The organism is Polaribacter marinivivus, assembly GCF_042651285.1.
GTDB classification, from domain to species: Bacteria; Bacteroidota; Bacteroidia; order Flavobacteriales; family Flavobacteriaceae; genus Polaribacter; species Polaribacter marinivivus.
In genome coordinates, this window is the sequence record NZ_JBHSCY010000002.1 from 55,174 (window position 1) to 81,700 (window position 26,527).

Consider the following 26,527-nt stretch of genomic DNA (forward strand, 5'->3'; position numbering starts at 1 on the left):
TTGAAAATTATAGATTGGTACATATTAAAACGATTTTTGGTAACATTCTTTTTTACCTTATTAATCTTAATACCTATTGCTATTGCTATAGATATAGCAGAAAAAATTGATAATTTTCTAGAGAATCCAGATTTAGGATTCTATCAAGTAGTAGATGAATATTATAAAAATTTTATCATTTACTATGCAAATACATTTATGCCTTTAGCATTATTTATTGCTGTAATTTTATTTACCTCAAAACTTTCTAATAATACAGAGATTATTGCTATAACAAATGCAAAAGTTTCCTTTACAAGATTTTTATATCCTTACTTTATTGGTGCAACTTTAGTAACATTATTATCATTAGTAATGAATCATTTTGTAGTACCAGAAAGCAGTAAAGTAAGAAAAGCATTTGAGTTAGAGTATATTAAAAAGAATAGAAAGAATGAAATGCGTTTTGTAACAGATTTTAGCCTTCAGCTTACTGATACAACCTACATTTATATAAGAAATTTTAATACAGAATCTAACTCAGGATATGATTTTACCTCAGAAGTTTATGATGGGTTAAAATTAAAATCAAAGTTGGTTTCTGATAACTTTAGGTATAATGTTAAAGACTCTAATTTTGTGCTTTTAAATTGGCGCTTAAGAGTTATAGATAATAAAAAAGATAGCATTTCATCAGGTAGTAAAATAGATACTGTTTTTAATTTTACACCAAAAGATTTAATTTACAAATCTGCACTTTCTCAAGAAATGCCTTCAGGAGAATTATATGATTTTATAGAATTATCAAGAAAAAGAGGTGTAAAGAATTTAAACACATATTTAGTAGAATTTCATAAAAGAACTAGTTTACCATTAGCATCTTATATATTAACCATCATAGCAGTTGCTTTAGCATTTAGAAAGAGAAGAGGAGGTACAGGGATTAATTTAGCAATTGGTATTGGTATGATGTTTATTTATGTTTTCTTCCTAAAAATTTCAGAAGTATTGGGTGCTGTAGCTGGTGTTAATTCATTATTATACGTTTGGGTGCCTAATATTTTATTCGGCTGTATTGCCATTTATTTGTATCTAAATGCAAGAAAGTAAATTAAAACATTATTTACTACTCCATCTTATTGTTTTCATTTGGGGGTTTACAGCTATTTTAGGAGCTTTAATTTCAATTGATGCAATCCCCTTAGTTTTCTTTAGAATGGGCTTAGCTTCTATATTTATTGCCTTTTATTTTTTACTTAGAAAAAAATCTTTTTTGGTTGATAAAAGAGCACTAGTTAAATTTTTATTTACAGGTATAATAATAGCAACACATTGGATTTTCTTTTTTAAAGCCATTAAAGTTTCTAATGTATCAGTAGCTTTAGTCACTATGAGTACAGGTGCATTTTTTACTTCATTAATAGAGCCTATTTTTTTTAAAAGAAGTATTAAATCATTAGAGATTATTTTAGGCTTATTGGTTATTCTAGGCTTATATATCATTTTTAATTTCGAAAGCCAATATAAATTAGGAATTATATATGCATTAATATCCTCTTTTTTAGGATCTCTTTTTGCAGTTTTAAATGGACTTTTTATAAAAAAACATGATGCTAATCGCATTTCATTCTATCAACTTTTATTTGGTACTTTGTTTGTAGCAGTTTATCTTTTTTTTAACCAAAGTTTTAGTGTAGCATTTTTTAACTTACCAAAATCAGATTGGATATACTTGTTTATTTTAAGTAGTGTGTGTACTGCATATGCATTCATAGCTTCTGTAAAAGTGATGAAATATTTATCACCTTATACTGTAATGTTAACTATTAATTTAGAGCCTATTTATGCCATAATTTTAGCATTATTTATTTTTGGAGATAAAGAAAAAATGAACCCGGAATTTTATTTAGGAGCGTGTATTGTTTTGGGTGTTGTACTTTTAAACGGAATCATAAAAAATAAAACCACCTTAAAACAAAAGTTTTTACAAAAAGTAAAATCAAAAAAATAAGTTTCTTTAACAAAAAAAAGTAAATTTTATAGTATGTTTGTTAGTCCAAACAACAAATTCAAAACTTTAGCAAAATGGAATATTTAGATTTTGAGATGCCAATAAAAGAACTTCAAGATCAGCTTGAAAAATGTCAAATTATTGGAGAAGAAAGTGATGTTGATGTAACTGCTACATGTAAAAAAATAGAAAAAAAACTAGCCACTGCTAGAAAAGATATTTATAAAAACCTTACACCTTGGCAAAGGGTTCAGCTTTCTAGACACCCAAATAGACCTTATACCTTAGATTATATCAAAGCAATATGTGGTAATACTTTTATGGAACTTCATGGAGATAGAAGTGTAAAAGATGACAAAGCTATGATTGGTGGTTTAGGTAAAATTGGAGATCAATCATTTATGTTTATTGGTCAACAAAAAGGATATAACACCAAAACTCGACAATATAGAAACTTTGGGATGGCAAATCCAGAAGGATATAGAAAAGCCTTACGTTTAATGAAAATGGCAGAAAAGTTTGGTATACCTGTAGTAACATTGTTAGATACGCCTGGTGCTTACCCTGGTTTAGAAGCAGAAGAAAGAGGTCAAGGAGAAGCTATTGCAAGAAATATTTTTGAAATGACACGTTTAAAAACTCCTATCATTACTATTGTAATAGGTGAAGGAGCTTCTGGAGGTGCATTAGGAATTGGAGTAGGAGATAGAGTATACATGATGGAAAATACTTGGTACACAGTTATTTCTCCAGAATCTTGTTCTTCTATTTTATGGAGAAGCTGGGAGTTTAAAGAGCAAGCAGCAGAGGCTTTAAAATTAACAGGTACAGATATGAAAAAGTTAAAGTTAATTGATGGTATTATTAAAGAACCAGTTGGAGGAGCACATTCTGATAGAGAAGGAGCTTTCAAAGCTGTTCAAAATCAAATTATTGATGCTTTTAATGAACTTAAAGATTTATCTGATGCTGATTTAGTTGCTAAAAGAATGGATAAGTATGCAGACATGGGTGTGTATAAAGAATAGATACAAAGAAATAATTTCAATAAATAAAAGGTGTAATTCTAATTAAAGAGTTACACCTTTTCTTTTTGCTACTAAAGAATTTTTAGAATTTTAGATTTGTCGATGCTAAAAATTGGTTTAACTACAGAATAGAACTGTTCGTCTAATATTTCTTAATTGATGCTATAAAAAGTTGAACTTTGTAGTGTATTTAACTTAAAACCCTAATATTATGTATAAAAGTACAATCCAACAGTTCATCCTTTTTGTAATCACAACATTCATTGTAATAAAGACAGGAAAGCATATGATTGAATTAAACGATATTAATTCATTCTTTGATTTTGGAATGGTAATGTTATTTTTTATTGCTTTTATAATTTTCTTAAATGCTTTCTTAAGACTTGGTAGTAAATTAATTGGTTCTTTAGGTTTCTAAAATCTTAAATATTTAAAGAGTTTAAAAGCTGTTTTAATGCTGGATCAGAAGGTCTTGGAGCATTTGCGTCAACAATATTACCTTTTGGATCTATTAAAATAAATCTAGGTATTCCAGTAATTTCATAAGCTTGTTGAAAAGAATAATCTTTACCAGACCATAATTGTATGTCTCCTAAGTTTTTTTCTTTTACAAAATTCCTCCACTTTGTTTCAGCAGCTTCCCAAGATCCACCATTTCTTCTAGCTTCGTCTGTAGAAATACCAACAAATACAATGTTTTTGTTCTTGTAATCTTTCTTTAACTCTTTCAAGTAAGGAAATTGTACAACACATGGACCACACCAAGTTGCCCATACATCTATGTAAACATATTTGCCTTTAAAATCTGATAATGATTTAGTACCGCCTTTTACATTTAAATAATTATTGAATGTTGGTGATGGTCTACCTTTACCCATTCTTAAATTTTGGTCATAAATACTTTTAAAATAAGTAATCAATTGGCTGTTTTGTTTGTCCATGCCAGCATATAATGTACTATCTAAATTATCATAAGAATTTAAAATACTATCATATTCTTTTTTTAAGGTATTAATTTTTTTATCAAATTCAGATTGCTCTAAATCTAAAATGGTTTGTATGTCTTTTATGCTTTGATTCTTTTTAATTTGAGCAACAATAAAATTACTATTAGATGCTCCTTCACCAGAATATTTAAAGCTATTCATAAAATTATCTGAGTCACCTTCTAAAGTAATATCAAAACCATTTTTTAAATAGATTGGTGCAGCTTTACCAGGGTTTACAGAAAAATTATAAATTTCTGGCTTATCTGATTTTAATTTTAAAGTATCTTTAAAATTACCATTTTCATCTAAAGTAATTTTCTTAATAACACCTTGTCTATTAGATATGGTAATAACAGAATCTTTGTTATTTAAAAGTTTACCTTGTAAAGTAACATATTCTTTTTTATCTTCTTGACTGCAAGAAGACATGATTAACAAACAAATAAGTAGAATAGCTAGATTTTTCATTATATATTTTTAAAATCGATGCAAATATAAAGGATTCATAAGCATAAAAATTGTTAAAATCATTTGCAAATCAAATAATGAATGTAGACATTTGACACTCAATCAAATCAACTTATGAATTCTATACACTATATAGATAATCAACCTTTAGATTTATCTGATATTCAGTCTATTATTATAAATGATAAACAAATTGCATTATCTGAATCAGCTATTCAAAAAATAGAAAAATGTAGAGCTTATTTAGATCACAAGACGAAATCGATTTCGAAACCAATTTACGGAATTAACACTGGTTTTGGAGCTTTGTATAATGTAAAAATAAGTGATGAAAATCTGCAAAAGCTTCAAGAAAATCTAGTGATGAGTCATGCTTGTGGAACAGGAGATGAAGTGCCACAAGAAATAGTAAAGTTGTTGATTTTGTTTAAAATAAAGTCTTTAAGCTATGGTAATTCTGGAGTACAATTAGCTACTGTACAAAGACTTATAGACTTTTATAATCATAATATAATACCTGTTGTTTATACACAAGGATCTTTAGGGGCTTCAGGAGATTTATCGCCTTTAGCACATTTGTCTTTACCTCTAATTGGTTTAGGAGAAGTGTATTATAAAAATGAAAAAATTTCTGCAGAAAAATTATTGCATATTTTTTCTTGGGATAAAATAAATTTACAATCAAAAGAAGGTTTAGCCTTGTTAAATGGTACACAATTTATGTCTGCTTATGGTATACATTGTTTACTTAATGCTCATAAATTATCTTATTTAGCAGATGTAATTGGTACACTTTCTTTAGAGGGTTTTGATGGAAGAATTGAGCCTTTTAATGAGCTTATACATTTAGCTAGGCCACATAATGGACAGTTAAAAACTGCAGAAAGAATAAAAGAGTTTTTAGAAAATAGTGAACTCATTTCTCAAGAAAAACAGCATGTTCAAGATCCATATTCTTTTAGATGTATGCCACAAGTTCATGGAGCTAGTAAAGATACTATTAGATTTGTAACAAAAACCTTTTTAACTGAAATCAACTCAGTTACAGATAATCCAAACATTTTTGTAGATGAAGATGAAATAATTTCTGGAGGAAATTTTCATGGACAACCTTTAGCTTTGGGCCTAGATTTTTTAGCAATTGCGTTATCAGAATTAGGTAATATTTCTGAACGTAGAACTTATCAATTGGTTTCTGGTCATAGACATTTGCCTCCGTTTTTAGTTTCTAATCCTGGTTTAAATTCAGGTTTTATGATTCCACAATATACAGCTGCTAGTATTGTTAGTCAAAACAAGCAATATGCAACACCTGCTAGTGTAGATTCTATAGAGTCTAGTAATGGTCAAGAAGACCATGTGTCTATGGGTGCTAATGCTGCAACTAAATGTAAAAAAGTGGTAGATAATTTACAAACCATTTTAGCAATTGAGTTATTTACAGCCTCTCAAGCTTTAAGTTTTATGAAAGCAAAAAGTTCACCTTTTTTAGAATCAATAATTCAATTATTTAGAACTGAAGTAACTATTGTTAATGAAGATAGAGTTTTACATAATGATATTGTTAAAGCTTCAGGTTTTTTAGCCTCTTTAGAAATTGATAGCAAAGAACTTTTCAATTAAATCTTAGAAAAATACATATTTTAATACATAAAAAACCCAAACTAATTTAGTTTGGGTTTTTTATGTATTATTAAAGCTACTAGCTTATTTTTTTTGTCTTGCTTGTTGCTCTTGAGCTTGTTTCATAGCTTCATCTATTCTTTGTCTAAACTTGCTCTTTTTCTTTTCTGGTCTCTTTTTGTTTTCTTCTATTTGAGCATGAATTTTATCTTCATCAATTACATAATTTTTAATCACTAACATAATTGTAATCGTTAATAGATTCGATACAAAATAGTATAAACTTAACCCACTAGCATATCTGTTAAAGAATACCAACATCATAATAGGAGATAAGTAAATCATATATTTCATCATCTTACTCATGTCAGGCATACCTTCTTGTGGAGGTGCTTGCATACTCATTTGCTGGCTTTGATTCATTTTCATGTAAAAGAATATAGCAACAGATGCTAATATTGGAAATAAACTTACGTGATCTCCATAAAATGGAATATCAAAAGGTAAATTAAAAATAACATCATAAGATGATAAATCTGGTGCCCATAAAAACCCTTCTTGTCTTAAAGAAATGTTTGTTGGAAAAAATTTAAATAATGCAAAGAAAATAGGCATTTGTAGTAATGCTGGTATACAACCAGACATCATGCTAACTCCAGCTTTTCTTTGAATAGCCATGGTTTCTTGCTGACGTTTCATGGCATTTTCTTTTCCAGGATATTTCTCATTTAAGGCTTGTAATTCTGGGCGAATTACCTTCATCTTGGCACTAGAAACATAAGATTTATAAACTAAAGGAGACATTAAAATTCTAACAACAATTGTCATTAAAATAATTATTAAACCATAGTTAGACATCAATCCTTTTAAAAGATTAAATACTGGGTAAAAAATAGTTCTGTTTAAGAAACCGAAAATACCCCATCCTAAATCTGCAATTTCTTCTAAATCTGTACCTTTATATTGGTCACTGCTTAATAAGTTATAATCACTTGGTCCGTAAAACCATTTCATATTATAATTAAGCTCACCAGCAGTTAAAGCTAAAGGAGTTTTTAATTCGTATTTTTTAGTAAAAACGGTGTCTAATTTTTCATCATTTACTAAGTCTGTAGAAGTTACAGTTGCATTATTAAAGGGTGTGTCTGTTAGTAAGTTAGATGTAAAAAAGTGTTGTTTGTAAGCTACCCAGTCTAAGTCATTTACAACCTCTGTATTACCAGCATTTAAATAATCTACTTCATCATCACTTTTAAAGTAATAGTAAGAATACATAGTATTTTCTGTGTAAATACTTTTTTCATGTCTGTACCCGTTTAAAGTCCAATCTAAATTAATCGGATTAGAACTATTAAACACATTATTTAAACCTTGAGAACGTATGGTAAAATCTACCATATATTCATCTGGTTTAATTTCATATCTATATTCTAGAAATTGAGTTTCAGAAACTTTTAATTTCATAGATAAGATTTGATTCTTTCCATTCTGAGTTAAATTAGGCTCAAAGAATAAATCAGTAGTATTTAAAATTCTATTATCTGTAGTTCCGAAATTGATGTTAAAAGATGCATTATTGTCTTTTATCATGTATAAAGGAAGAGAATCATACGTTTGATAATTCTTAATTTCTGCTACTGAAATTTGACCTCCTTTATTATCTATTGTTAATTTAACTAGGTTGTTTTCTATAGTAGTAGACCCTTCTTTACCATTTACAGCACTGTATGCAAAAGCACCAAATTTATTGGTTAAAGCAACATTTTGTAAAGAGTCGTTTTGAACTATAGCCGTATTTTCAATTACTTTATTTTCTACAACATTGTTTTTTGTAGAATCTATAATTTGTTCTGTAGATGTTTTTTCTGGTTCAATTTCTGGTTTATTGGTTTGAAAATACCAAAGCATAATTGCTCCTAAAAGAATCATACCAATAAACGAGTTATAATCAAAAGGTTTTTTTTCCATGTGTAAATTAATGTCAGTTTGTCACTTTAATGAGTGAACTTCTTTTTAAAAACGCGACAAATGTAGTTAAAAAGCAGATTTTATACTCTTTTTAGTGCTTTAAATTTTATACTTGTTAGTAGTTCAAATAGTATTCCTAAATTTCAAATGTCATTTTTAGTACATTCAAAAACACTTAAAAAAAATAAGTAATTGAATTATTGAAACTAAAAATGACAATTTTATAAATTACTTTTTAGATTGTTTTAAAGCAGCTTTAATAAAATCTACAAATAAAGGGTGAGGCTTTAAAACTGTACTTTTATATTCTGGGTGATATTGTACACCAACAAACCAAGGATGTGAAGGAATTTCAACAATTTCTACTAACCCAGTTCTTGGATTAAATCCTGTTGCTTTCATTCCCTTTAATTCTATTTGATCTTTATACTCGCTATTAAACTCGTATCTATGTCTGTGACGTTCAAAAATAGAATCTGTTTTATAAGCTTTTTGAGCTTTAGAACCTTCTAATAAATTACATTTCCAAGCTCCTAAACGCATTGTGCCTCCTTTTTGAGTAACATCTTCTTGACTTTCCATCAAGTTAATAACAGGGTTTTTACAATTTGGTTTCATCTCACTAGAAAAAGCATCAACCAAGCCTAAAACATTTCTAGAAAATTCGATAACAGCCATTTGCATACCTAAACAGATACCTAAAAATGGAATGTTATTTTCTCTTGCATATTGCACTGCTTTTATTTTACCATCTATTCCTCTATCACCAAAACCAGGTGCTACTAAAACTCCGTTAACACCTTTTAATTTTTCTTCATAATTATCTGGTGTAAGGCTTTCAGAATGTATCCATCTTACTTTTACTTTAGTTTCGTTAGAAGAGCCTGCGTGTATAAAAGCTTCTGTAATAGATTTGTAAGAATCTTGTAACTCAATATATTTACCAACTAAAGCAATTTCAACTTTAGATTTTGGATTTTTATGTTTTGTTAAGAATTCATTCCATTTTTTTAAGGCAATTTTCTTCTTAGATTTTAGATGTAATTTCTTTAGAACAACATCATCTAAACCTTCTTGTAACATTAAGTTAGGAACATCATAAATAGTTTCTGCATCAATAGATTGGATAACATCTTCTTTTTTAACATTACAAAATAATGCTAACTTACGTTTAATGTCGTCAGAAATTTCGTGTTCTGTTCTACACACTAAAATATCTGGGCTCACTCCACTTTGCATTAAACTTTTTACAGAATGTTGTGTAGGTTTTGTTTTTAGTTCGCCAGCAGCAGCTAAATAAGGAACTAATGTTAAGTGAATTACAATAGCATTGTCTTCACCTTTTTCCCACAACATTTGACGAACAGATTCTACATAAGGTAATGATTCAATATCACCTACTGTTCCACCAATTTCTGTGATTACAATATCATACTCACCAGTTTCACCTAAAAGCTGAATTCTATGTTTTATTTCATCTGTAATATGAGGAATTACTTGTACTGTTTTACCTAAAAAATCGCCTCTTCTTTCTTTATCAATTACAGATTGATAGATTCTACCTGTGGTTACATTATTAGCTTGAGATGTAGGTATGTTTAAAAAACGTTCATAGTGCCCTAAATCTAAATCTGTTTCTGCACCATCATCTGTTACATAACATTCTCCATGTTCGTAAGGATTTAAAGTTCCAGGATCAATATTAATATAAGGATCTAATTTTTGAATAGTTACAGAAAATCCTCTTTCTTGTAATAATTTTGCTAAAGAAGCTGCTATAATTCCCTTTCCTAAGGATGAAGTTACGCCTCCTGTTACAAAAACGTATTTAGTATTGTGCATGGTGATTTTAGGTTTGAGCAAAAGTACTAACTCTAAATTTTCTCACAAATAAAAAACCTAAAAACATTTTGTATACCTATCATTTTTTAAAAGGATAAAATTTTTTTAAAAAATTTAAAAAATGTGTTTGCTTAAAATAAAAACAGTTGTATATTTGCACTCGCTTTTAAAAGGCAATTTTAGAGCTAGTAAATTAATTAGATATTAAAAAATACAGGTAATGCCAAAAAGAACGTATCAACCATCGAAAAGAAAGAGAAGAAACAAACATGGTTTCAGAGAGAGAATGGCTTCTGCTAATGGTAGAAAAGTTTTAGCACGTAGAAGAGCAAAAGGAAGAAAGAAATTATCTGTTTCATCTGAAGCTAGACCAAAAAGATAAATGATTAACAATTGTTAATATATAAGGTGTTACTTTTTTAAGTAACACCTTTTTTTATACCCAAGCACTAACTATTTTTGTAAAACTAATAAATACAACAACTTACAATGCCGAAAAGAGAAGACCTTAAATCCATTTTAATCATTGGTTCTGGACCAATAATCATTGGTCAAGCCTGTGAATTTGATTATTCTGGATCCCAATCTTTACGTTCTTTAAGAGAAGATGGAATCGAAACAATCTTAATTAATTCTAATCCAGCAACAATTATGACAGACCCTTCAATGGCTGACCATGTATACTTGTTGCCTTTGACTACAAAGTCGATTATTAAAATATTAAAAGAACATCCTCAAATAGATGCTGTTTTACCAACAATGGGTGGTCAAACTGCATTAAACTTATGTATAGAAGCAGATGAAAAAGGGATTTGGTCAGACTTTGGTGTAAAACAAATTGGTGTAGACATTAATGCTATAAACGTTACTGAAGACAGAGAGCAGTTTAGAGAACTAATGGGTAAAATTGGAGTTCCAATGGCACCACAAGCAACTGCAACTTCTTTTTTAAAAGGTAAAGAAATAGCGCAAGAATTTGGTTTTCCTTTAGTAATTAGATCTTCATATACACTTGGTGGAGCAGGAGCATCTATAGTTTATAAAGCCGAAGATTTTGATGAACTTTTAAGAAGAGGTTTAGAAGCATCACCTATTCATGAGGTGATGATAGATAAAGCTATGATGGGATGGAAAGAGTATGAGTTAGAGCTTTTAAGAGATAAGAATGACAATGTTGTTATTATCTGTTCTATCGAAAATATGGATCCAATGGGTATTCATACAGGAGATTCTATAACAGTGGCACCAGCAATGACACTTTCTGATAAAACGTACCAAAAAATGCGTGATATGGCTATACATATGATGCGTTCTATTGGTGATTTTGAAGGTGGTTGTAATGTACAGTTTGCTGTTTCGCCTGATGAAAAAGAAGATATTATTGCTATTGAAATTAATCCACGTGTTTCTCGTTCATCAGCTTTAGCTTCTAAAGCAACAGGCTATCCTATTGCAAAAGTGGCTACAAAATTAGCTATTGGATATACATTAGATGAGTTAGAAAATCAAATTACAAAATCTACATCTGCTTTATTTGAGCCTACTTTAGATTATGTAATTGTTAAAATACCTCGTTGGAATTTTGATAAATTCGAAGGTTCTGATAGAACTTTAGGTTTACAAATGAAAGCAGTTGGTGAAGTAATGGGAATTGGACGTTCTTTCCAAGAAGCATTACACAAAGCAACGCAGTCTTTAGAAATTAAACGTAATGGTTTAGGTGCAGATGGTAAAGGGTATAAAGACTATAATCAAATTATAGAAAAATTAACTAATGCAAGTTGGGATCGTGTTTTTGCAATTTACGATGCTATTGCAATGGGTATTCCGCTTTCCAAAATATATGATATCACAAAAATTGATATGTGGTATTTAAAACAATATGAAGAATTGTTTCATTTAGAAAAAGAAATTTCTACCTACACAATTGATACCATTGATAGAGATTTACTATTAGAAGCAAAGCAAAAAGGTTATGGAGACAGACAAATAGCACATATGCTAGATTGTTATGAGAGTGAAGTTTATAATAAAAGAGAAGAGCTTAAAGTACAGCGTGTTTACAAATTAGTAGATACTTGTGCTGCAGAATTTACTGCAAAAACGCCTTACTATTATTCTACATTCGAAAATGAAATACAGACTCCAAATGGAGAGGTAGTTATAGCTAATGAAAGTAAAGTTAGTGATAAGAAAAAAATTGTGGTTTTAGGTTCTGGACCAAACAGAATTGGACAAGGTATTGAGTTTGATTACTGTTGTGTGCATGGAGTTTTAGCTGCTAAAGAGTGTGGTTATGAAACGATAATGATTAACTGTAATCCAGAAACCGTTTCTACTGATTTTGATACTGCAGATAAATTATATTTCGAACCTGTATTTTGGGAACATATTTATGACATCATAAGACATGAAAAGCCAGAAGGTGTTATTGTTCAATTAGGAGGTCAAACTGCATTAAAATTAGCAGAGAAGTTAACTAAGTATGGAATCAAAATTATAGGAACTTCTTTTGAAGCTTTAGATATTGCTGAAGATAGAGGTCGTTTTTCTACTTTATTAAAAGAAAACAATATTCCTTATCCAGAATTTGGTGTAGCAGAAACTGCAGATGAAGCTTTAGCATTAGCAGATCAATTAAATTTCCCAATTTTAGTAAGACCATCTTATGTTTTAGGTGGACAAGGAATGAAAATTGTTATCAATAAAGAAGAATTAGTAGAGCATGTTGTAGATTTATTACGTAAAATTCCGAATAATAAACTGTTGTTAGACCATTATTTAGATGGAGCTATAGAAGCAGAAGCAGATGCTATTTGTGATGCAGATGGTAATGTTTATATTATTGGAATTATGGAACATATAGAGCCTTGTGGAATTCATTCAGGAGATTCTAATGCTACTTTACCAGCCTTTAATTTAGGTGATTTAGTAATGCAACAAATTATAGATCATACTCATACAATTGCAAGAGAATTAAAAACAGTAGGTTTAATTAATATTCAGTTTGCCATTAAAGATGATACAGTATTCATTATAGAGGCAAACCCAAGAGCTTCTAGAACAGTACCTTTTATTGCAAAAGCTTATAAAGAGCCTTATGTAAATTATGCAACTAAAGTAATGTTAGGTGAAAAGAAAGTAACAGATTTTGATTTTAATCCTCAGTTAGATGGTTATGCTATAAAACAACCTGTATTCTCTTTCAATAAGTTCCCTAATGTTGACAAACGTTTAGGGCCAGAAATGAAATCTACTGGAGAAAGCATCTTATTTATAGATAGTTTAAAAGATGATGATTTCTATGATTTATATTCTAGAAGAAAAATGTACTTAAGTAAGTAATTTTATTACAATTACTAATAAAAAAGCATCCTTTTGGGATGCTTTTTTATTTATTGTAAACTTTATATAATAAAATATTAATCTGTAATTTCTTTTATTTTCTTCTTTTTAGTGTGTATGATGTAAGTAGCATTTACACCAAAATGTAAATTAGGATCTTTAAAATTAAAGTTATTTGTAGTCTGTGTTAAAAAAGTATCTTCTGCAAAGTTTCTGGCATTGGTTAAATGAAACTGCAGCATTAAATCACTTACTTCCCAATTAACACCTATCATAAACGTATTGTAGGTGTCAAAAGATTTAACTGGGTTTACTACATAATTGTATTCAGAAACTAAAGATGTATGTTTTGTAATTTTATGTCTACCTCCAAAACCAATAGCAAATTGATTGTTAGCATCATTAGAATTAGAGTTTGATGCTCTATGAATAAAAGTTGGTGCTATTTGTATAGATAAATTTGGATTAAACTTTCTAGCAAATAAAGCTTGTGTAACAAAAGCATAAATATCTTCTGATGAAGTAGAAGGTTGATATAAATTACCACTTGTATTTTCTACTTTTCTATGTGATAATGTTTGTACTAATGTTAAGCTAAACCAGCCTTTTTTATCTTTATTTTTTTGTTTTAGTAAACGATATTTTAAAAATCCATCAGCAATTTTATCAAAATTTGTATATCCTAAACCAAAAGTAAAATTATCAGTAAATGCATATTCTAAACCATATCTTGTGCTAACTTCATCTGCTAAAAATTTTTGACCTGTAGCATTTGGTGTATCCCAGTATCTAAAATATAAACTTAGTTGTAAAGCACCTTTTTTACGAGTTTCTATAGAATGCATTAATCCTAATCTAGTTGTCTTAAATGTTGCAATTTCGTCAAACACTATATTAGAAAACTCTTTGTCTAATTTATCTAACAGACTTTGTGATTGTATGCTAGTTACAATAGCAATACAAATAAATAAAATGCTTTTATGTATAAATTTATTCTTCATAAGGTTGATATTGAAATCTAAATTTAATGGCTATGGTTTTTGCGATATTACTTGCTAGAATAGGAGGTATTTTAATTTTAAAATCTTTTACTAAAACATCAAACTCACCATCTAAAGTATAATTACCCTTATTTTTCTGAATATTGGTTTTAATTTCGATGTCTTTAGTTACACCATGAATAAAAAGTTGCCCTTTAATAATTTTAGTTTGTGATGCTAAGTTTTCATCAAAATCTATAATAGTACCTTCAAAATTTGCTTTCGGGTACAAATCTGATTCTATATAACTTTCATTGAAATGCTCATACATTAAATCTTTCTTAAACACAAATGCACGCATTAACATACTTACAGCAATTTTACTTTTGCTATAATCTATGATACTTAAAACCTGATTGTTATTGGCTTCAATATTTTCTACAGAAGTGTAAGAGAAAAAAGAAACTTGACCTTGTCTTGCAATTTGTTGATTTTGAGCTGATGATAAATCAGTCATAAAGAAAGATAATAATAAAAAAAGTAAAATTTTATTCATTAGTTAAAACTTCAATAGAACAATTTAGTAAAATAACGTCTTTTAAATAACCTTTACAAATCCCTTTTACTCGAATTTTTTGATTTGGTTTTAAAAACTGTGATTTTTTTTCTTCTGTATGGTTTAAATCACAAATAACACCAAAACTATTTCTGTTTTTATGATTTAATATGATGGTAGTTCTATTGTTATAATAAGTAATCTCTTTTATTGTACCTGTAACTTCTATGATTTTACCTGCGTATAATTCGTTACTTTTTTGCTCATCAATTGCAAAAGACTTTACTAACAAATTTGCATCTATAGTTAGTTCTGCAACTTCTTTTGTTAAAGGTTCATTAGAATTCTTTAATAAAGGAAATACATAAAAATATGTACATATTGCTATGAGTAAAAAAGCAATTAATAAAAAGAGATTTTCACTTTTTTTCATTACTCCAAAGAAAATACTTTTTAATTATTTTATCTATAAAAAAAAGAGCGAAAAGGAAAAAATAGACTTAAAGAGGAAAATATTTTATGAAAAGGGAAGATAAATGTTATCTTTCGACTTTATTTTTTACAATGAAAAAAGACAGATTATACTTTTTAACCTTTTTATCTATTGCTTTAGTTTTCTTACTGGTAGCCTTATTTGCTTCTACATATTTTATTAAAGTTAGTGCTAACCAACTCATAGAAGTTCAAGTTGAATCTAGTAAAAGAGAGGCTAATGAAATTTCTAAAATGATAGATTTTCAGCTAGCTTCTGGTTTAGAAAAAGATAAAATAATTACCAACATTCAACAGATTGTAGAAGGTACTAAAAATGATGCTTGGTTTATTACTGTCTTTAATTGGGGAGGTAAAGAGGTTGTAAATCCAGATAAAACCAAAGTTGGTCAAAATGTAAACTCTAATCAAACTCTTTTAAACTCTTTAAAAGAAAAAAATAATTCTGATGATTTATATGCAGTTTTAATAGATTCAGAAAATAAAGATTATGCAGAAATTATACATATTTCACCAGTAAAATCATCCGATTTAATTGTAGCTGCAAATGTAAATATTAGTAGTATAAACGAACAGTTAAATGCTTTAAAAACAAATTTTTATCTCATTTTTTTAGTAATGGGTGTTCTAGTAATAGTTTTATCATTCTTAGCTGTTAGAACTATTGGTAGTTCTTATGAGAAACAATTAGAATTAAGAAATTCTAAATTATCATCAGAAGTAATAAATCTTTCTAAACTAAATACAGATTTAGTATCTTATAAAGAAAAAGTAGCTGAACAGCCTAACACAATTAAAACTATAGAAGAATCATCAGAAAAAGAAAAAAGAAGAATCCTTACTTATGTTAGAAACGAGCTTGTACCTGTAAATATAGATGATATTGCATATGTGTATACAGAAAATACTATTACATATGTAATTTGTTTTGATGGTAGGCGTTCTACAACTAATATGAGTTTAGATGATATGTACACCAATTTAAATTCAGCTTTATTTTTTAGAGCAAACAGACAATTTATTATCAGTATTACAGCTATAGATAAGATTATAAAATATGGTAAAAGCCAGTTAAAAATTGTCTTACAATCTAAAACCTCAGAAGATATTATTATAAGTAAAAATAAGGCTGCAGAATTTAAACAATGGCTAAATATGTAGCTTATTTTCTTTAAAATTCGATTACTTTTTAATGCTTTTTTTTCCTTTTTAGCCTAAATTCTTTCCTCTTAATAAAAGTTGTTAGCTTCTAAGTTGCTTTATTTTCATTACTTTACATTGTAATATAAAAAGCCAACTAAAATGTTTAACACTTTAAAAATTAAAAAACAGTATTTCATATTGTGCTTAGGAGTTGTTTTTTCTTCTTGTTTAACTAATATAGACGAAGAGCAAGAAATAGATCCTTGTACAACAGTAACCTTTTCTGCTGAAGTAAAACCAATTATAGATGCTAATTGTGTACAATGTCATGGAACAGGAGGTAACTTTCCTAACCTTACTACTTACCAAGGTGTAAGTGGAAATGCGAGTAATGTAAAATCTCAAGTAGTTTCTAGAAAAATGCCAATAGGTAGTACTTTAACAGATGCAGAAACACAAGCAATTAGTTGTTGGGTAGATGCAGGAGCTATAAATAATTAAAAAAAATACATATGAAAACTAATAAAATTATAATAACAGTAATTAGTTGCTTCTTGCTTATTTTAAATGGCAAAGCACAAGACAAATATTTTACCAAAACTGGTGATATTAATTTTTTCTCTAAAGCACCTTTAGAAAACATTACTGCAGATAATAAAGATGTATTAAGTATTATTAATGTAGAAACAGGTGAAATGGCTATTCAAATGAAAATGATAGATTTTACATTCGAAAAAGCCTTAATGCAAGAGCATTTTAATGAGAATTACATAGAGTCTGATAAATACCCAACAGCAACATTTAAAGGAACTATCACAGACTTTAAAAATATGAGTGATACTAAAAAAGAACACACAGTAAAAGGAGTGTTAACTATACATGGTGTTTCTAAAAATGTAGAAATAAAAGCAAATTTTAAAAAGGCAAATAATGCAATAGATGTAGATGGTAATTTTATAGTAGCTTTAAAAGACTACAAAATTAAGATCCCAAAAATTGTATTTATGAATATTGCAGAAAATATAAAAGTAACATTCAAATTTAATCACCAACCATACACAAAATAATCATGAACAAGTTTTTACTCACATTTGTTTTCTTAGCATCATCTATGTTATGTTTTAGTCAAGATGATTTATTAGATATCTTAGATAAAGAAACAGTAACTAATGATAAAGATAATATTGTTACTTCTACCTTTAAAGGTACAAGAATTTTAAACGGACATTCTGTAGAAAACAGAAAAGCCAAACAATTAGAATTTATTATTTCTCATAGATTTGGAAGAATAAATTCTGGTTTTGATGATCTTTTTGGATTAGATGAATCTAACATTCGCTTTTCTTTAGAGTATGGTTTTACAGATAATTTAACAGGCGGTTTTGGTAGAAGTAGTTTCGAAAAAACCTATGATATGTTTTTAAAATACAGCTTATTTAAGCAGAGAACTGGCGATAATTCTTTTCCTTTTGCAATTTCTTTATTTGGTAGTGTAGCTGCAAAAACTTTAGAAGAGCCTTTTCCATTAGTGCAAAGAAGTTTTTCTGAAAACCTATCTTATGTAGGTCAAGTTTTAATAGCTAGAAAGGTAAGTAAATCGTTCTCATATCAAGTTTCACCTACCTATATTCACAGAAACACTGTAACTATTGCAGAAGACCCACATGATATTTTTGCGTTAGGCTTTGGTGCCAGAATAAAATTAAGCAACAGAGTATCTTTAAATGGCGAATATTATCATCAATTTAACGAATCTGTTTCTATAAATACTAAAAATGCCCTAGGTTTTGGGGTTGATATTGAAACAGGTGGTCATGTATTTCAATTGATTTTATCGAATGCAATTACGATGATTGAAAAAAGTTTTATCGCAGAAACTACTGGCGATTTTTTTGGAGGTGACATCCATTTAGGATTTAACATTTCTAGAACTTTTTAGTAATCCAATTTTAGAAAGAAAAATCTAAGTAAAGAAATACACTTGGTAGATAAATGGGTGGAGTACTCATTTTAAATTATACATTCATTTATCTACTTTTTTTCATCACTTTTTAAGTTGATGATACTAACTACACCCAAAATTTAAAAACCAAAAAACATGTTTCAAAGAAATTATAAAGTAAAAGGCGAAGATGTAAACGATTTTATGGTGATGCAAAATGCTGCCTTTTTAAAATATTCTTCTAAATTATTAGACACTTTTTTACATGTAAATGGATTTACAGGCCATAAACTAAATAAGCAAAAGGTAGGTTTAGAAAAAAAGAACGATGTTATACACCAATACAAACCTCTTTTATTTACTCAACATTTTAGTATAGCTTTACAATTTAGAGACTTGTTTGTTACAAAAAATACTATGGTTGTAGATATATATTTTTTTGATGCTAAAAATGTTTTAACTACAACAATTACTAGAGAATTATTTTGGTTTGATTATGAAAATTGGCAAACCATAGCACCACCAAAAAGTATATTAAAATACTTTAACCAAGAAAATGAATTAAGAAAAGTAGGGTAAGAATATTGTTCACGTATTTCTGTATTTAAAGTTTCGATTTGGTAGTTAGGAATTTCCGAAAGAAATTTAAAAGTTTATAAAATTGCAACTGCTTTAGTTAAGAATAAAAATAGTAGATTTTCATAAATTGAGTTAGTAAAAGTACTTTTAATTTATCGGTTCACTATATAAATGTTTTCCCCAAATTTGAATATCTCTTTCAGGTAAGTGAGAATGATTCAACAAATTGTGAATTTCTTCTTTTATTTTTTCAATTGCATTTTTGTCTTCAGTTCTTATTCTTGTTTCATAATTGTATTTTGTTCCACTTGATGTGAAATTCAAAGAACCTAAATATGCAATTTTATTATCTATGAGATAAATTTTACTATGAATAAAAGTGTCACTTTCTTCTGTTGAGTCTGGTGACATATAAACTTTAAAAGGAAATAATTGAGAATACCAATAAGAGTAAATTCGCTTATTTTTTATTTTGTTTTTATAGAGTTTTATAATTAGAAATATAACTAAAATAGGGATTAGTCCGAAAGCTACTTTTAATTCTCTTATATAATAGGCAAGACCTATTAATATTAGTAAAACTCCAATTCCAATGTAAGTAAGTCTTTTGGATAAATCTTTCCATTTCTCTCTTTTTTCTACAGCTTCCTTATCAGTATTTCTATTCTGTATAATTAATTTATGAATATTTTTTTCATGGTTTCCATAAAAGTCTTCAAGATTGTCAGTTGTTATTAGTACAACTTCTAAATTCCTTTTTCTAAAATTTATTAATTCAGAAATTAAAAAAGGAGACAAGTATGGTGAAACAATTTTTACAGATTGTTTTGCGTTTCGAATATCATTTAAAAGCTTTTTTCCTGCTCCTTTTCCAATGTAGATATCGCATTTTGCTCCATTGTAAAACATTCTTATTCTGTTTATCTATATTATTGTCAAATTAAGAACGATTAAAGTTTCATTTGAAAGACTTATAATCGTCGTTAGCGAAGTTCGGTTTTTAAAACAAGAATATCAAGGGCAAAAACACCCTTTTTTCTTACAAAAAAATCTCAAGCTTTCACTTGAGATTTAATAATTTTAAAAGAGAATCAAATTACATTGCTCCCCATTCTTTTAAAGAAGCTTTGTTCATTTTAATATATCCTGCATTGTTTGCTTTTGTTGCTAATTCTAAAGATTTTTTAGCAGCAGCTATAGCCGTTTTTTTGTTTCCAGCTTTTGCATGTATTAAAGATTGTTGTCTTAAATACCAAAAACGTGGGCTTTCTGAAGTCATTGCTACAGCTTTGTCTATCCATTCTTTTGCTTGGTTAATGTCTTTACCAGCTTCTAAATAATATACAGCAGCTCCATACATATCATTTGCAGATGGGCCAGCCATTATTTTTTGTATGCTAGAAGAAACCATTTTATCAGTTGGTACTTCAAACTTAAATGGTACATACATTCTTTCCCACATAATTCCTAACACAGCAGAACTGTTTGTTAAATCATCAAAAGTAATGGTAAATGTTTCAATATCCATAGGCATTTCAATTGGTGTAACAGTAACTTTAGCAGCTACTTTGCTTTCGTCCCATTTTCTAGGATTCCCCCAATTTGTTGCATCTGTATATAATATTACATCCCAAGTTTTTTCACCAGGTATTGTATATAAAGCATAAGTACCTTTCTTTAAAGTTTTACCATCTACCATAAAATCTGTAGAAAAAGTAAGTTTTGTGTTTTCGTTTGCACCTGTTCTCCATACTTTTCCAAAATCTTCTAAACCACCAAATATTTTTCTTCCTTTCATACCTGGTCTAGAGTATTCTAAAGTAACGTCTGTTAACCCAACTTTTTGTTCAGTTTTTTGAAAAGGACTTGGAGCTGGAGTTTGAATTTGAGCATTTGTAGCTAAAGAAATCGTTGCTGCAAATACAAATAGTATTATTTTTTTCATTGATATTGTGTTTATAAGTTGTTTCAAAATTACAATTTCAGAAAATGACAATTGTTAACAAAACCTTAAAATAAGGGATTGTATCTTTGTCTTTTATTAGCAAAAAATGAAAAGATATATTTCTGAATTTATTGGTACATTTTCAATGGTTTTTTGTGGATGTGGAGCTATGACTATAAACGAAGTTACTGGTGGTACAGTTACTCATGTAGGTATTGGTTTAACTTGGGGTTTAATTGTTATGGCTATGATTTATGCTTTTGGCGAAACTTCTGGAGCACATTTTAATCCTGCAGTTACCATTGCTTTTGCATATGCTAAAAAGTTTGCTTGGAAAGAAGTACCAAAATATATTATTGTACAGATTTTAGGCGCTTTTGTAGCTAGTGGTATTTTGCTTTTTCTTTTTCCTGAGAGTGAGTTTTTAGGATCAACCATACCAAAAGTAGATGTTTGGCGCGCTTTTGTGCTTGAGTTATTATTAACCTTTTTCTTGATGGTTACCATAATAAATGTTTCTACAGGAAGTAAAGAAATTGGAGTTATTGCAGGTATTGCTATTGGTGGTGTTGTTTTATTAGAAGCCATTTTTGCTGGTCCAATTACCAATGCAAGTATGAATCCTGCTCGTTCTTTAGGACCTAATATTGTTTCTGGTAATATAGAAGGTTTATGGTTATATGTTGTTGCTCCTATATTAGGAGCTTTATTAGCAGTGGTTTCTTGTAAATTAGTAAAAGACGATAATTGTTGTGATGAGTCACTAAATAACAATTGTTAAAAGTTAGTTTTAAGAGTATTTATTATTGTAAAACCTTAGATTTATACTAAATAAATGATGGTAGTAAGCATTTTAGGTTGTGGTTGGTTAGGTAAACCTTTAGCAGTATCGCTTGTTAAAAAAGGATTTTATGTAAAAGGTTCTACTACAAGTACAGAAAAACTTAATGAGTTAAATCAGCTTAATATTTCTCCTTTTTTAATTGATATTTCTTTGGATATCAATATTGTTGAGTTTTTAAAAACAGATGTTCTAATTATTGCTATTACCCATAAAAATATTGAAGATTTTACACGTTTAATAGCTAAGATTGAAAAATCTCCTGTTAAAAAAGTAATTTTTATTAGTACAACTTCTGTGTATCCTTCTTTAAACAAAGTAATGACAGAAGAAAGCGAAACTATGGATACACCTCATAAACAGATAGAAGATTTACTTAGAAATAATGTAAACTTTAAAACAACAGTAATTCGTTTTGCTGGTTTGTTTGGTGGTGACAGGCATCCAGCCAATTGGTTTAAAAATGGTAAAGAAATACCACAACCCAATGGTTTTGTAAATATGATTCACTTAGACGATTGTATACAAATTATTCATAAAATAATTGAAAAAGATTGCTTTGGTGAATTGTTTAATGCGTGCTCTAATCATCATCCAACAAGAAGAGAATTTTACACATATGCTAAAGTAAAAAAAGGATTTAGTGTTCCAGTATTTAAAAAAGAAACAGAAGTACAATGGAAAAAAATATCTTCAGATAAAATACAACGTGTTTTAAGATATAAGTTTATTCACGATGATTTGTTGTCTATTTAAGTATACTTTCTTTTTCTTAAATAATTAAAAACAAAACCAAAAGAAAATAGTAAGATTAAAGGTAAAGCAACATTAATAAATTGCCAGAAAGTACGTTCTTTGTAAGCTTTTTGTTTGTCTAAAATGTTAATTTTTAGTGTTTTGTTTCTAAGATTTATTAATCCTGTGTCATCTAATAAATAATCAACAGCATTAATTAAAAAATCTTTGTTGCCAAAAGTTTGACCTGTCCATTTATCTCTGTTTAAATCTGTAGGTTTTCCTTTTAATATTTGATTTTTTCCAACATCACCATCAGCAATAACAATCATTTTATTGTTTTTGGCATTCTGTTTAAACAGATTGGTTTCAAATGGTTTTATTCTGTTTTTATATGCTGATTTAAAATTACCTTCTAACAAAACTCCTAATAATTGGTTGCCAGAAACATAATCTTTTTCTTTTGGTTCTTCAGCTATAGATTGCAATTCTATAATTGTTGGTGTACCTATTTTTTGAGTTAATGGAGAACTCATTAATAAAGGTATTTTTACAATATCATTTTTTAAAGTATCAATTTGATTTGTAAACTGTAAACGAATAGGAGCTGTGTTTTTTGTAATAGGATGATTTGGATTACCACCTACTAGAGGATGAAAAAACCAATCTAAATTTTGATATTGAGTTTGATTACCAACTCTACCTGTTGCTAAAGAAATTTGTGCAGCATACAGGTCTTTAACTAAGCTAGTATTTAAACGAACTCCATAAGAAAATAATAAATCTGTTAAGTTTAAATCTCTAGGATAAGCTAGCATTTTTCCAGAAGCTAATAAACTATCTTGGTCTGCTTGTACATTGTCTAACATCCATAAAGTTTTACCACCATTTGTTATAAATTGATCTAAAGTAAATTTTTCTTTTTCTGTAAATTTTTGTGTGGGTTTTGCAATAATTGCTAAATCTAAAGAAGTTAGGTCTTGTAGTATTTGCTTAGGATTATTGGCTACTGAATCTAAAGTGAATTTAGCCAGTTTGTATTTCTTAGCCAATTCACTTAAAAAACTATACATGTAAATATCTTGCATTTGTCCATTACCTGTTAAAACAGCAATGCTTTTTTTGTTTTTTCTTGTAATCGTTTGTATGGCATTACTAAAACTATACTCAAGATTTTCTACAGCTTTTTGTAATTGTTCTTCTTGACTAGCAACAATTGCAGTTGGTAATAAAGATATAATTTGAGTTTTTTCTTCAAAGTTTACTTCTGCCCAAGGAAAAATAATAGCTTCAGATAATTTACCATCTTCTTCAACTGTTAGCTGGCTAGGCATCATACCTTTTTTAATTAAATCTTCACGTTGATTGTCTGGGTTTTCAAAATGAATTTTAATGTTGTTATTTTCTGCAGCAAGTTCTTCTAAATATTGACGAGTTTCTACTTGTAAACGTTTAAATTCTGAAGGAAAATCGCCTTCTAAATACACAGTAATAAATAATGGTTTATTTACTTTTGCTAATATTGATGTTGTAGTTTTTGATAGCGTATATCTTTGATCTTCAGTTAAATCAAAGCGTTTGTAAAATGATTGATTTATATAGTTTAGAACAAATAAACCAATTATTAAAAGCATGATATTTTTAATTTTTTTATTCATTATCTAAACGCATTTTAGTAATGAATAAAAAGAAGAAAGTAACACTTAAAAAATAGAGAATATCTCTTGTGTCTATAACACCTCTAGAGATGCTTTTAAAATGCTCGTTAATGCCAAATTGTTGAATAGCAAAGCCAGAATTACCAAATGAGTTTGCAATAGCATCAAACCCATAAAACAGCATAAAAGTGATAAAAACACCCAAAATAAAAGCCACTATTTGGTTTTTAGATAGAGTTGATGTAAATAAGCCAACAGCTGTATAAGTGGCTGCTAAAAATAACAAGCCTATGTAAGAGCCAATTGTGCTTCCAAAATCGATATTACCAACAGGATTACCTAATTGATAAACAGTGTAGACATACACAAAAGTTGGAATGATAGCAATACATACCAATAATAATGAAGCCCAAAATTTACCTAAAACAATTTGCCAATCAGAAATGGGTTTGGTCTTTAAAAGTTCTATAGTACCTGTATTAAATTCGTCTGCAAAACTTTTCATGGTTACTGCAGGAATTAAAAAAAGAAAAACCCAAGGAGCTAAATAAAAGAAAGGAGTAATGTCTGCAAAACCAGCATTTAAAATATTAAAATCGTCATTAAAAATAAATAAGAATAAACCATTAATCAACAAAAAAACACCAATAACTAAGTAAGCAATTGGGCTTGCAAAAAACGAATTGAATTCTTTTTTTAAAATTGTAATCATTTAATTATCTAATCTCCAAATTCTGTTAAAACTATATACTTTACATCGTCTATTGGGTTGAAATATAAAATGATGTTTTTCTAACAACACTTTAGATGCTATATTATTTTTATGCGTAAAAGCTTCAATAGTTTTTAAATGTAATTTTTTAAAACCAAATTCTAAAACTGTTTGCAGAGCTTCGCTCATTATTCCCTTTTGTTGAAACTCAGGTTTTAATTTATAACCTATTTCTGCATAATTGTTTTCTAAATTAATCTTATGTAAAACAATACTACCAATAATTTCTTTCTGATATTCTATTAACCAAAATACTCTATTATTACTTTGATATAAATTATCGCATTTTTCAATAAAATCATTAGCTTCTTGTAATGTTTCAACTAATTTTGTACCCACAAATTTATTAATTTCTTTATTAGAACGTAATTCAAAAACTGATTTACAATCGTCTTTTGTAGCTTCTCTTAAAAGTAGCCTTTGGGTTTTTAAAATAGGATAAGAAGTAAAGTTAAATTTCATTATTGTAAACTTACCTTTTTATCTACACTCCAAGCTTGTGGTTTATCGTTAAAATAGGTTTTGGTTTGTTTCCAAGTTTCTTTAAATAAGTCAGAATTTCTATAATTTTCTAAATCATTTTCTGTGTTCCAATACGAATAGGTAAAAAATTGCTCTGGATTATTTTTATCTTGATATAACTCTAATAATAAACAGCCTTCAGATTTTCTAATTAAGGCTTTTTTTTCATCAAACATTTTCTCAAAATCTGCTATAAACTTTGAGTGAAAACTCATTTTTACAATTCTTACAAACATAGGTTTAAGATAAAGTTGTGAATTCTGGTTTAGAGTCGTTAAAAAAATCAATGATAATTGGGTCTCTATATTCTAGGCCTAATAAAGATGATGCACCACCAACTGTTTTTAAATTACTTCTGTATATGGCAATTTCTAAATAACCAGCAGAATTAAATAAAGCTAATTTATTACCATCAAACCTATTTTTATCTTGGGTGTTGTTGCCAACAATTTCATTGTATTTATTATAGATTTTTTCAAAAGAATATCTAGATGCATTTACTTTAAATTTTCTTCCTTTACCAACATCTTGAAACATCTTTTTACTAATATTAGTAATAATGTTTCCATAGTTGTCTATATATAAAACACCTCCAATAATTTGAGTTTGTGTTTGGTTGGCTTTTGGTTGTATTTCGATTAACTTTTTATAATCTTTTATTTCTTTACCAATTACAGTTAAATTACCACCTCTAGCAATAAAACAAGCTACTTGTACAAAAACATCTAAAACAGGAAAACTACTTTCTATTCTATCATGAATATTAATTTCTACAATTTTTGTAGGTTGTATTTCTGAAGCTATCATAGATATTAATCCATTATCTGGACAAACAAAATAATGACCATCTAATTCTAAAGCTATGTGTTTATTGTCAAAACTCAATTCAGAATCTACACCAACAATATGTATGGTTCCTTTAGGAAAACTCTTGTAAGAGTTTTTTAATATGTAAGCAGTTTCAGTAATATTAAAAGGAGATATTTCATGAGTAATATCTACAATTTTAGCATCTGCTAATTCTGTATAAATAGCACCTTTTACAGCTCCAACAAAGTGGTCCTTAGTTCCAAAATCTGTTGTTAAAGTAATTAAAGACATTAATTTAT

At 28.3% G+C, this 26,527-nt stretch carries 27 protein-coding genes; 14 read left to right on the forward strand and 13 right to left on the reverse strand.

Going from position 1 to position 26,527, the window contains the following annotated elements:
* The 4 genes from ACFOWD_RS08295 to ACFOWD_RS08310 all read left to right on the forward strand — a co-directional run bounded on the left by ACFOWD_RS08295 (position 1) and on the right by ACFOWD_RS08310 (position 3,436).
* Complete coding sequence (locus ACFOWD_RS08295; protein ID WP_298993917.1) at positions 1-1,089, forward strand: LptF/LptG family permease; 1,089 nt, start codon at positions 1-3, stop codon at positions 1,087-1,089.
* Positions 1,076-1,990, forward strand: a complete 915-nt coding sequence (locus tag ACFOWD_RS08300; protein ID WP_377409709.1) for a DMT family transporter — start codon at positions 1,076-1,078, stop codon at positions 1,988-1,990. Before ACFOWD_RS08295 ends, ACFOWD_RS08300 begins: the two co-directional genes overlap by 14 nt.
* A 74-nt stretch (positions 1,991-2,064) precedes the next feature.
* Complete coding sequence (locus ACFOWD_RS08305) at positions 2,065-3,018, forward strand: acetyl-CoA carboxylase carboxyltransferase subunit alpha (protein WP_377409711.1); 954 nt, start codon at positions 2,065-2,067, stop codon at positions 3,016-3,018.
* A gap of 286 nt (positions 3,019-3,304) precedes the next feature.
* The gene (locus ACFOWD_RS08310) at positions 3,305-3,436 is read left to right on the forward strand and encodes a hypothetical protein (RefSeq protein ID WP_377409713.1); all 132 of its coding nucleotides are present in this window, start codon (positions 3,305-3,307) and stop codon (positions 3,434-3,436) included.
* Positions 3,437-3,440: 4 nt separating this feature from the next.
* Here the strand turns inward: ACFOWD_RS08310 and ACFOWD_RS08315 are convergent, their stop codons facing one another.
* Entirely contained in the window at positions 3,441-4,475 is a 1,035-nt protein-coding gene (locus ACFOWD_RS08315; RefSeq protein WP_377409715.1) for a TlpA family protein disulfide reductase, read from the reverse strand.
* A gap of 114 nt (positions 4,476-4,589) precedes the next feature.
* On the opposite strand from ACFOWD_RS08315, the gene hutH reads away from it, so the two are divergent.
* Positions 4,590-6,098, forward strand: coding sequence for a histidine ammonia-lyase (gene hutH / locus ACFOWD_RS08320; protein WP_377409717.1), 1,509 nt, complete (start codon positions 4,590-4,592; stop codon positions 6,096-6,098).
* Positions 6,099-6,182: 84 nt separating this feature from the next.
* On the opposite strand, the gene yidC is transcribed toward hutH, so the two are convergent.
* Positions 6,183-8,066 carry a membrane protein insertase YidC gene (gene yidC / locus ACFOWD_RS08325; protein ID WP_377409719.1) on the reverse strand — a complete coding sequence of 628 codons (1,884 nt, stop codon included), beginning with the start codon at positions 8,064-8,066 and terminating at the stop codon, positions 6,183-6,185.
* A gap of 228 nt (positions 8,067-8,294) precedes the next feature.
* Complete coding sequence (locus tag ACFOWD_RS08330; protein ID WP_298993902.1) at positions 8,295-9,908, reverse strand: CTP synthase; 1,614 nt, start codon at positions 9,906-9,908, stop codon at positions 8,295-8,297.
* A 220-nt stretch (positions 9,909-10,128) separates the two neighbouring features.
* Between ACFOWD_RS08330 and rpmH the strand changes: the two genes are divergently transcribed.
* Positions 10,129-10,290, forward strand: a complete 162-nt coding sequence (gene rpmH, locus ACFOWD_RS08335) for a 50S ribosomal protein L34 (RefSeq protein ID WP_298993900.1) — start codon at positions 10,129-10,131, stop codon at positions 10,288-10,290.
* A gap of 107 nt (positions 10,291-10,397) precedes the next feature.
* Entirely contained in the window at positions 10,398-13,253 is a 2,856-nt protein-coding gene (gene carB, locus ACFOWD_RS08340; RefSeq protein WP_298993898.1) for a carbamoyl-phosphate synthase large subunit, read from the forward strand.
* Positions 13,254-13,330: 77 nt separating this feature from the next.
* On the opposite strand, the gene ACFOWD_RS08345 is transcribed toward carB, so the two are convergent.
* Genes ACFOWD_RS08345 through ACFOWD_RS08355 form a run of 3 tightly spaced genes read right to left on the reverse strand, consistent with a single transcriptional unit; the run spans position 13,331 to position 15,222 of the window.
* Positions 13,331-14,254 (reverse strand): DUF5777 family beta-barrel protein, encoded by a 924-nt coding sequence (locus ACFOWD_RS08345; protein ID WP_377409722.1) that lies wholly within the window; start codon positions 14,252-14,254, stop codon positions 13,331-13,333.
* Positions 14,244-14,789: a YceI family protein gene (locus ACFOWD_RS08350; RefSeq protein WP_377409724.1), complete on the reverse strand. Its 546-nt coding sequence runs from the start codon at positions 14,787-14,789 to the stop codon at positions 14,244-14,246. The genes ACFOWD_RS08345 and ACFOWD_RS08350 overlap by 11 nt, the downstream gene beginning before the upstream one ends.
* Positions 14,782-15,222, reverse strand: coding sequence for an OB-fold protein (locus tag ACFOWD_RS08355; protein WP_298993892.1), 441 nt, complete (start codon positions 15,220-15,222; stop codon positions 14,782-14,784). Before ACFOWD_RS08355 ends, ACFOWD_RS08350 begins: the two co-directional genes overlap by 8 nt.
* A gap of 131 nt (positions 15,223-15,353) precedes the next feature.
* Here ACFOWD_RS08355 and ACFOWD_RS08360 point away from each other — a divergent pair, with 131 nt between their 5' ends.
* The 5 genes from ACFOWD_RS08360 to ACFOWD_RS08380 all read left to right on the forward strand — a co-directional run bounded on the left by ACFOWD_RS08360 (position 15,354) and on the right by ACFOWD_RS08380 (position 18,945).
* Positions 15,354-16,442 (forward strand): LytR/AlgR family response regulator transcription factor, encoded by a 1,089-nt coding sequence (locus ACFOWD_RS08360; RefSeq protein ID WP_377409726.1) that lies wholly within the window; start codon positions 15,354-15,356, stop codon positions 16,440-16,442.
* A gap of 141 nt (positions 16,443-16,583) precedes the next feature.
* A complete protein-coding gene (locus ACFOWD_RS08365) occupies positions 16,584-16,925 on the forward strand; it encodes a cytochrome c (protein ID WP_377409728.1) in 342 nt (113 codons plus the stop codon).
* Between the two features lie 11 nt (positions 16,926-16,936).
* Positions 16,937-17,491 (forward strand): YceI family protein, encoded by a 555-nt coding sequence (locus ACFOWD_RS08370; protein ID WP_377409730.1) that lies wholly within the window; start codon positions 16,937-16,939, stop codon positions 17,489-17,491.
* Positions 17,492-17,493: 2 nt separating this feature from the next.
* The gene (locus ACFOWD_RS08375) at positions 17,494-18,363 is read left to right on the forward strand and encodes a DUF5777 family beta-barrel protein (RefSeq protein WP_377409732.1); all 870 of its coding nucleotides are present in this window, start codon (positions 17,494-17,496) and stop codon (positions 18,361-18,363) included.
* Positions 18,364-18,522: 159 nt separating this feature from the next.
* Positions 18,523-18,945, forward strand: a complete 423-nt coding sequence (locus ACFOWD_RS08380; RefSeq protein WP_377409734.1) for a thioesterase family protein — start codon at positions 18,523-18,525, stop codon at positions 18,943-18,945.
* Between the two features lie 147 nt (positions 18,946-19,092).
* Here the strand turns inward: ACFOWD_RS08380 and ACFOWD_RS08385 are convergent, their stop codons facing one another.
* Both ACFOWD_RS08385 and ACFOWD_RS08390 read right to left on the reverse strand, forming a co-directional pair.
* On the reverse strand, positions 19,093-19,854 hold the full coding sequence (locus ACFOWD_RS08385) for a phospholipase D-like domain-containing protein (RefSeq protein WP_377409736.1): 762 nt from the start codon (positions 19,852-19,854) through the stop codon (positions 19,093-19,095).
* 187 nt (positions 19,855-20,041) lie between these two features.
* Complete coding sequence (locus tag ACFOWD_RS08390; protein ID WP_298993878.1) at positions 20,042-20,890, reverse strand: DUF2911 domain-containing protein; 849 nt, start codon at positions 20,888-20,890, stop codon at positions 20,042-20,044.
* A gap of 106 nt (positions 20,891-20,996) precedes the next feature.
* Between ACFOWD_RS08390 and ACFOWD_RS08395 the strand changes: the two genes are divergently transcribed.
* Together ACFOWD_RS08395 and ACFOWD_RS08400 are read left to right on the forward strand one after the other, a co-directional pair.
* Entirely contained in the window at positions 20,997-21,671 is a 675-nt protein-coding gene (locus ACFOWD_RS08395) for an MIP/aquaporin family protein (protein WP_298993876.1), read from the forward strand.
* Between the two features lie 54 nt (positions 21,672-21,725).
* Positions 21,726-22,487: a dTDP-glucose 4,6-dehydratase gene (locus tag ACFOWD_RS08400; RefSeq protein WP_377409739.1), complete on the forward strand. Its 762-nt coding sequence runs from the start codon at positions 21,726-21,728 to the stop codon at positions 22,485-22,487.
* Here ACFOWD_RS08400 and gldG read toward each other — a convergent pair.
* From gldG to ACFOWD_RS08425, 5 genes are read right to left on the reverse strand one after another with little or no spacing between them, the layout of a single operon-like run.
* Positions 22,484-24,124, reverse strand: coding sequence for a gliding motility-associated ABC transporter substrate-binding protein GldG (gldG, locus tag ACFOWD_RS08405; protein WP_377409741.1), 1,641 nt, complete (start codon positions 24,122-24,124; stop codon positions 22,484-22,486). The two genes, ACFOWD_RS08400 and gldG, sit on opposite strands and share 4 nt — an antisense overlap.
* Positions 24,117-24,836 (reverse strand): gliding motility-associated ABC transporter permease subunit GldF, encoded by a 720-nt coding sequence (gldF, locus tag ACFOWD_RS08410; protein ID WP_377409743.1) that lies wholly within the window; start codon positions 24,834-24,836, stop codon positions 24,117-24,119. The genes gldG and gldF overlap by 8 nt, the downstream gene beginning before the upstream one ends.
* On the reverse strand, positions 24,837-25,358 hold the full coding sequence (locus tag ACFOWD_RS08415; RefSeq protein WP_377409745.1) for a GNAT family N-acetyltransferase: 522 nt from the start codon (positions 25,356-25,358) through the stop codon (positions 24,837-24,839).
* Complete coding sequence (locus ACFOWD_RS08420) at positions 25,358-25,654, reverse strand: putative quinol monooxygenase (protein ID WP_377409746.1); 297 nt, start codon at positions 25,652-25,654, stop codon at positions 25,358-25,360. Before ACFOWD_RS08420 ends, ACFOWD_RS08415 begins: the two co-directional genes overlap by 1 nt.
* Before the next feature lie 4 nt (positions 25,655-25,658).
* Positions 25,659-26,519 (reverse strand): SAM hydrolase/SAM-dependent halogenase family protein, encoded by an 861-nt coding sequence (locus tag ACFOWD_RS08425; protein WP_298993865.1) that lies wholly within the window; start codon positions 26,517-26,519, stop codon positions 25,659-25,661.
* Positions 26,520-26,527 lie beyond the last annotated feature (8 nt).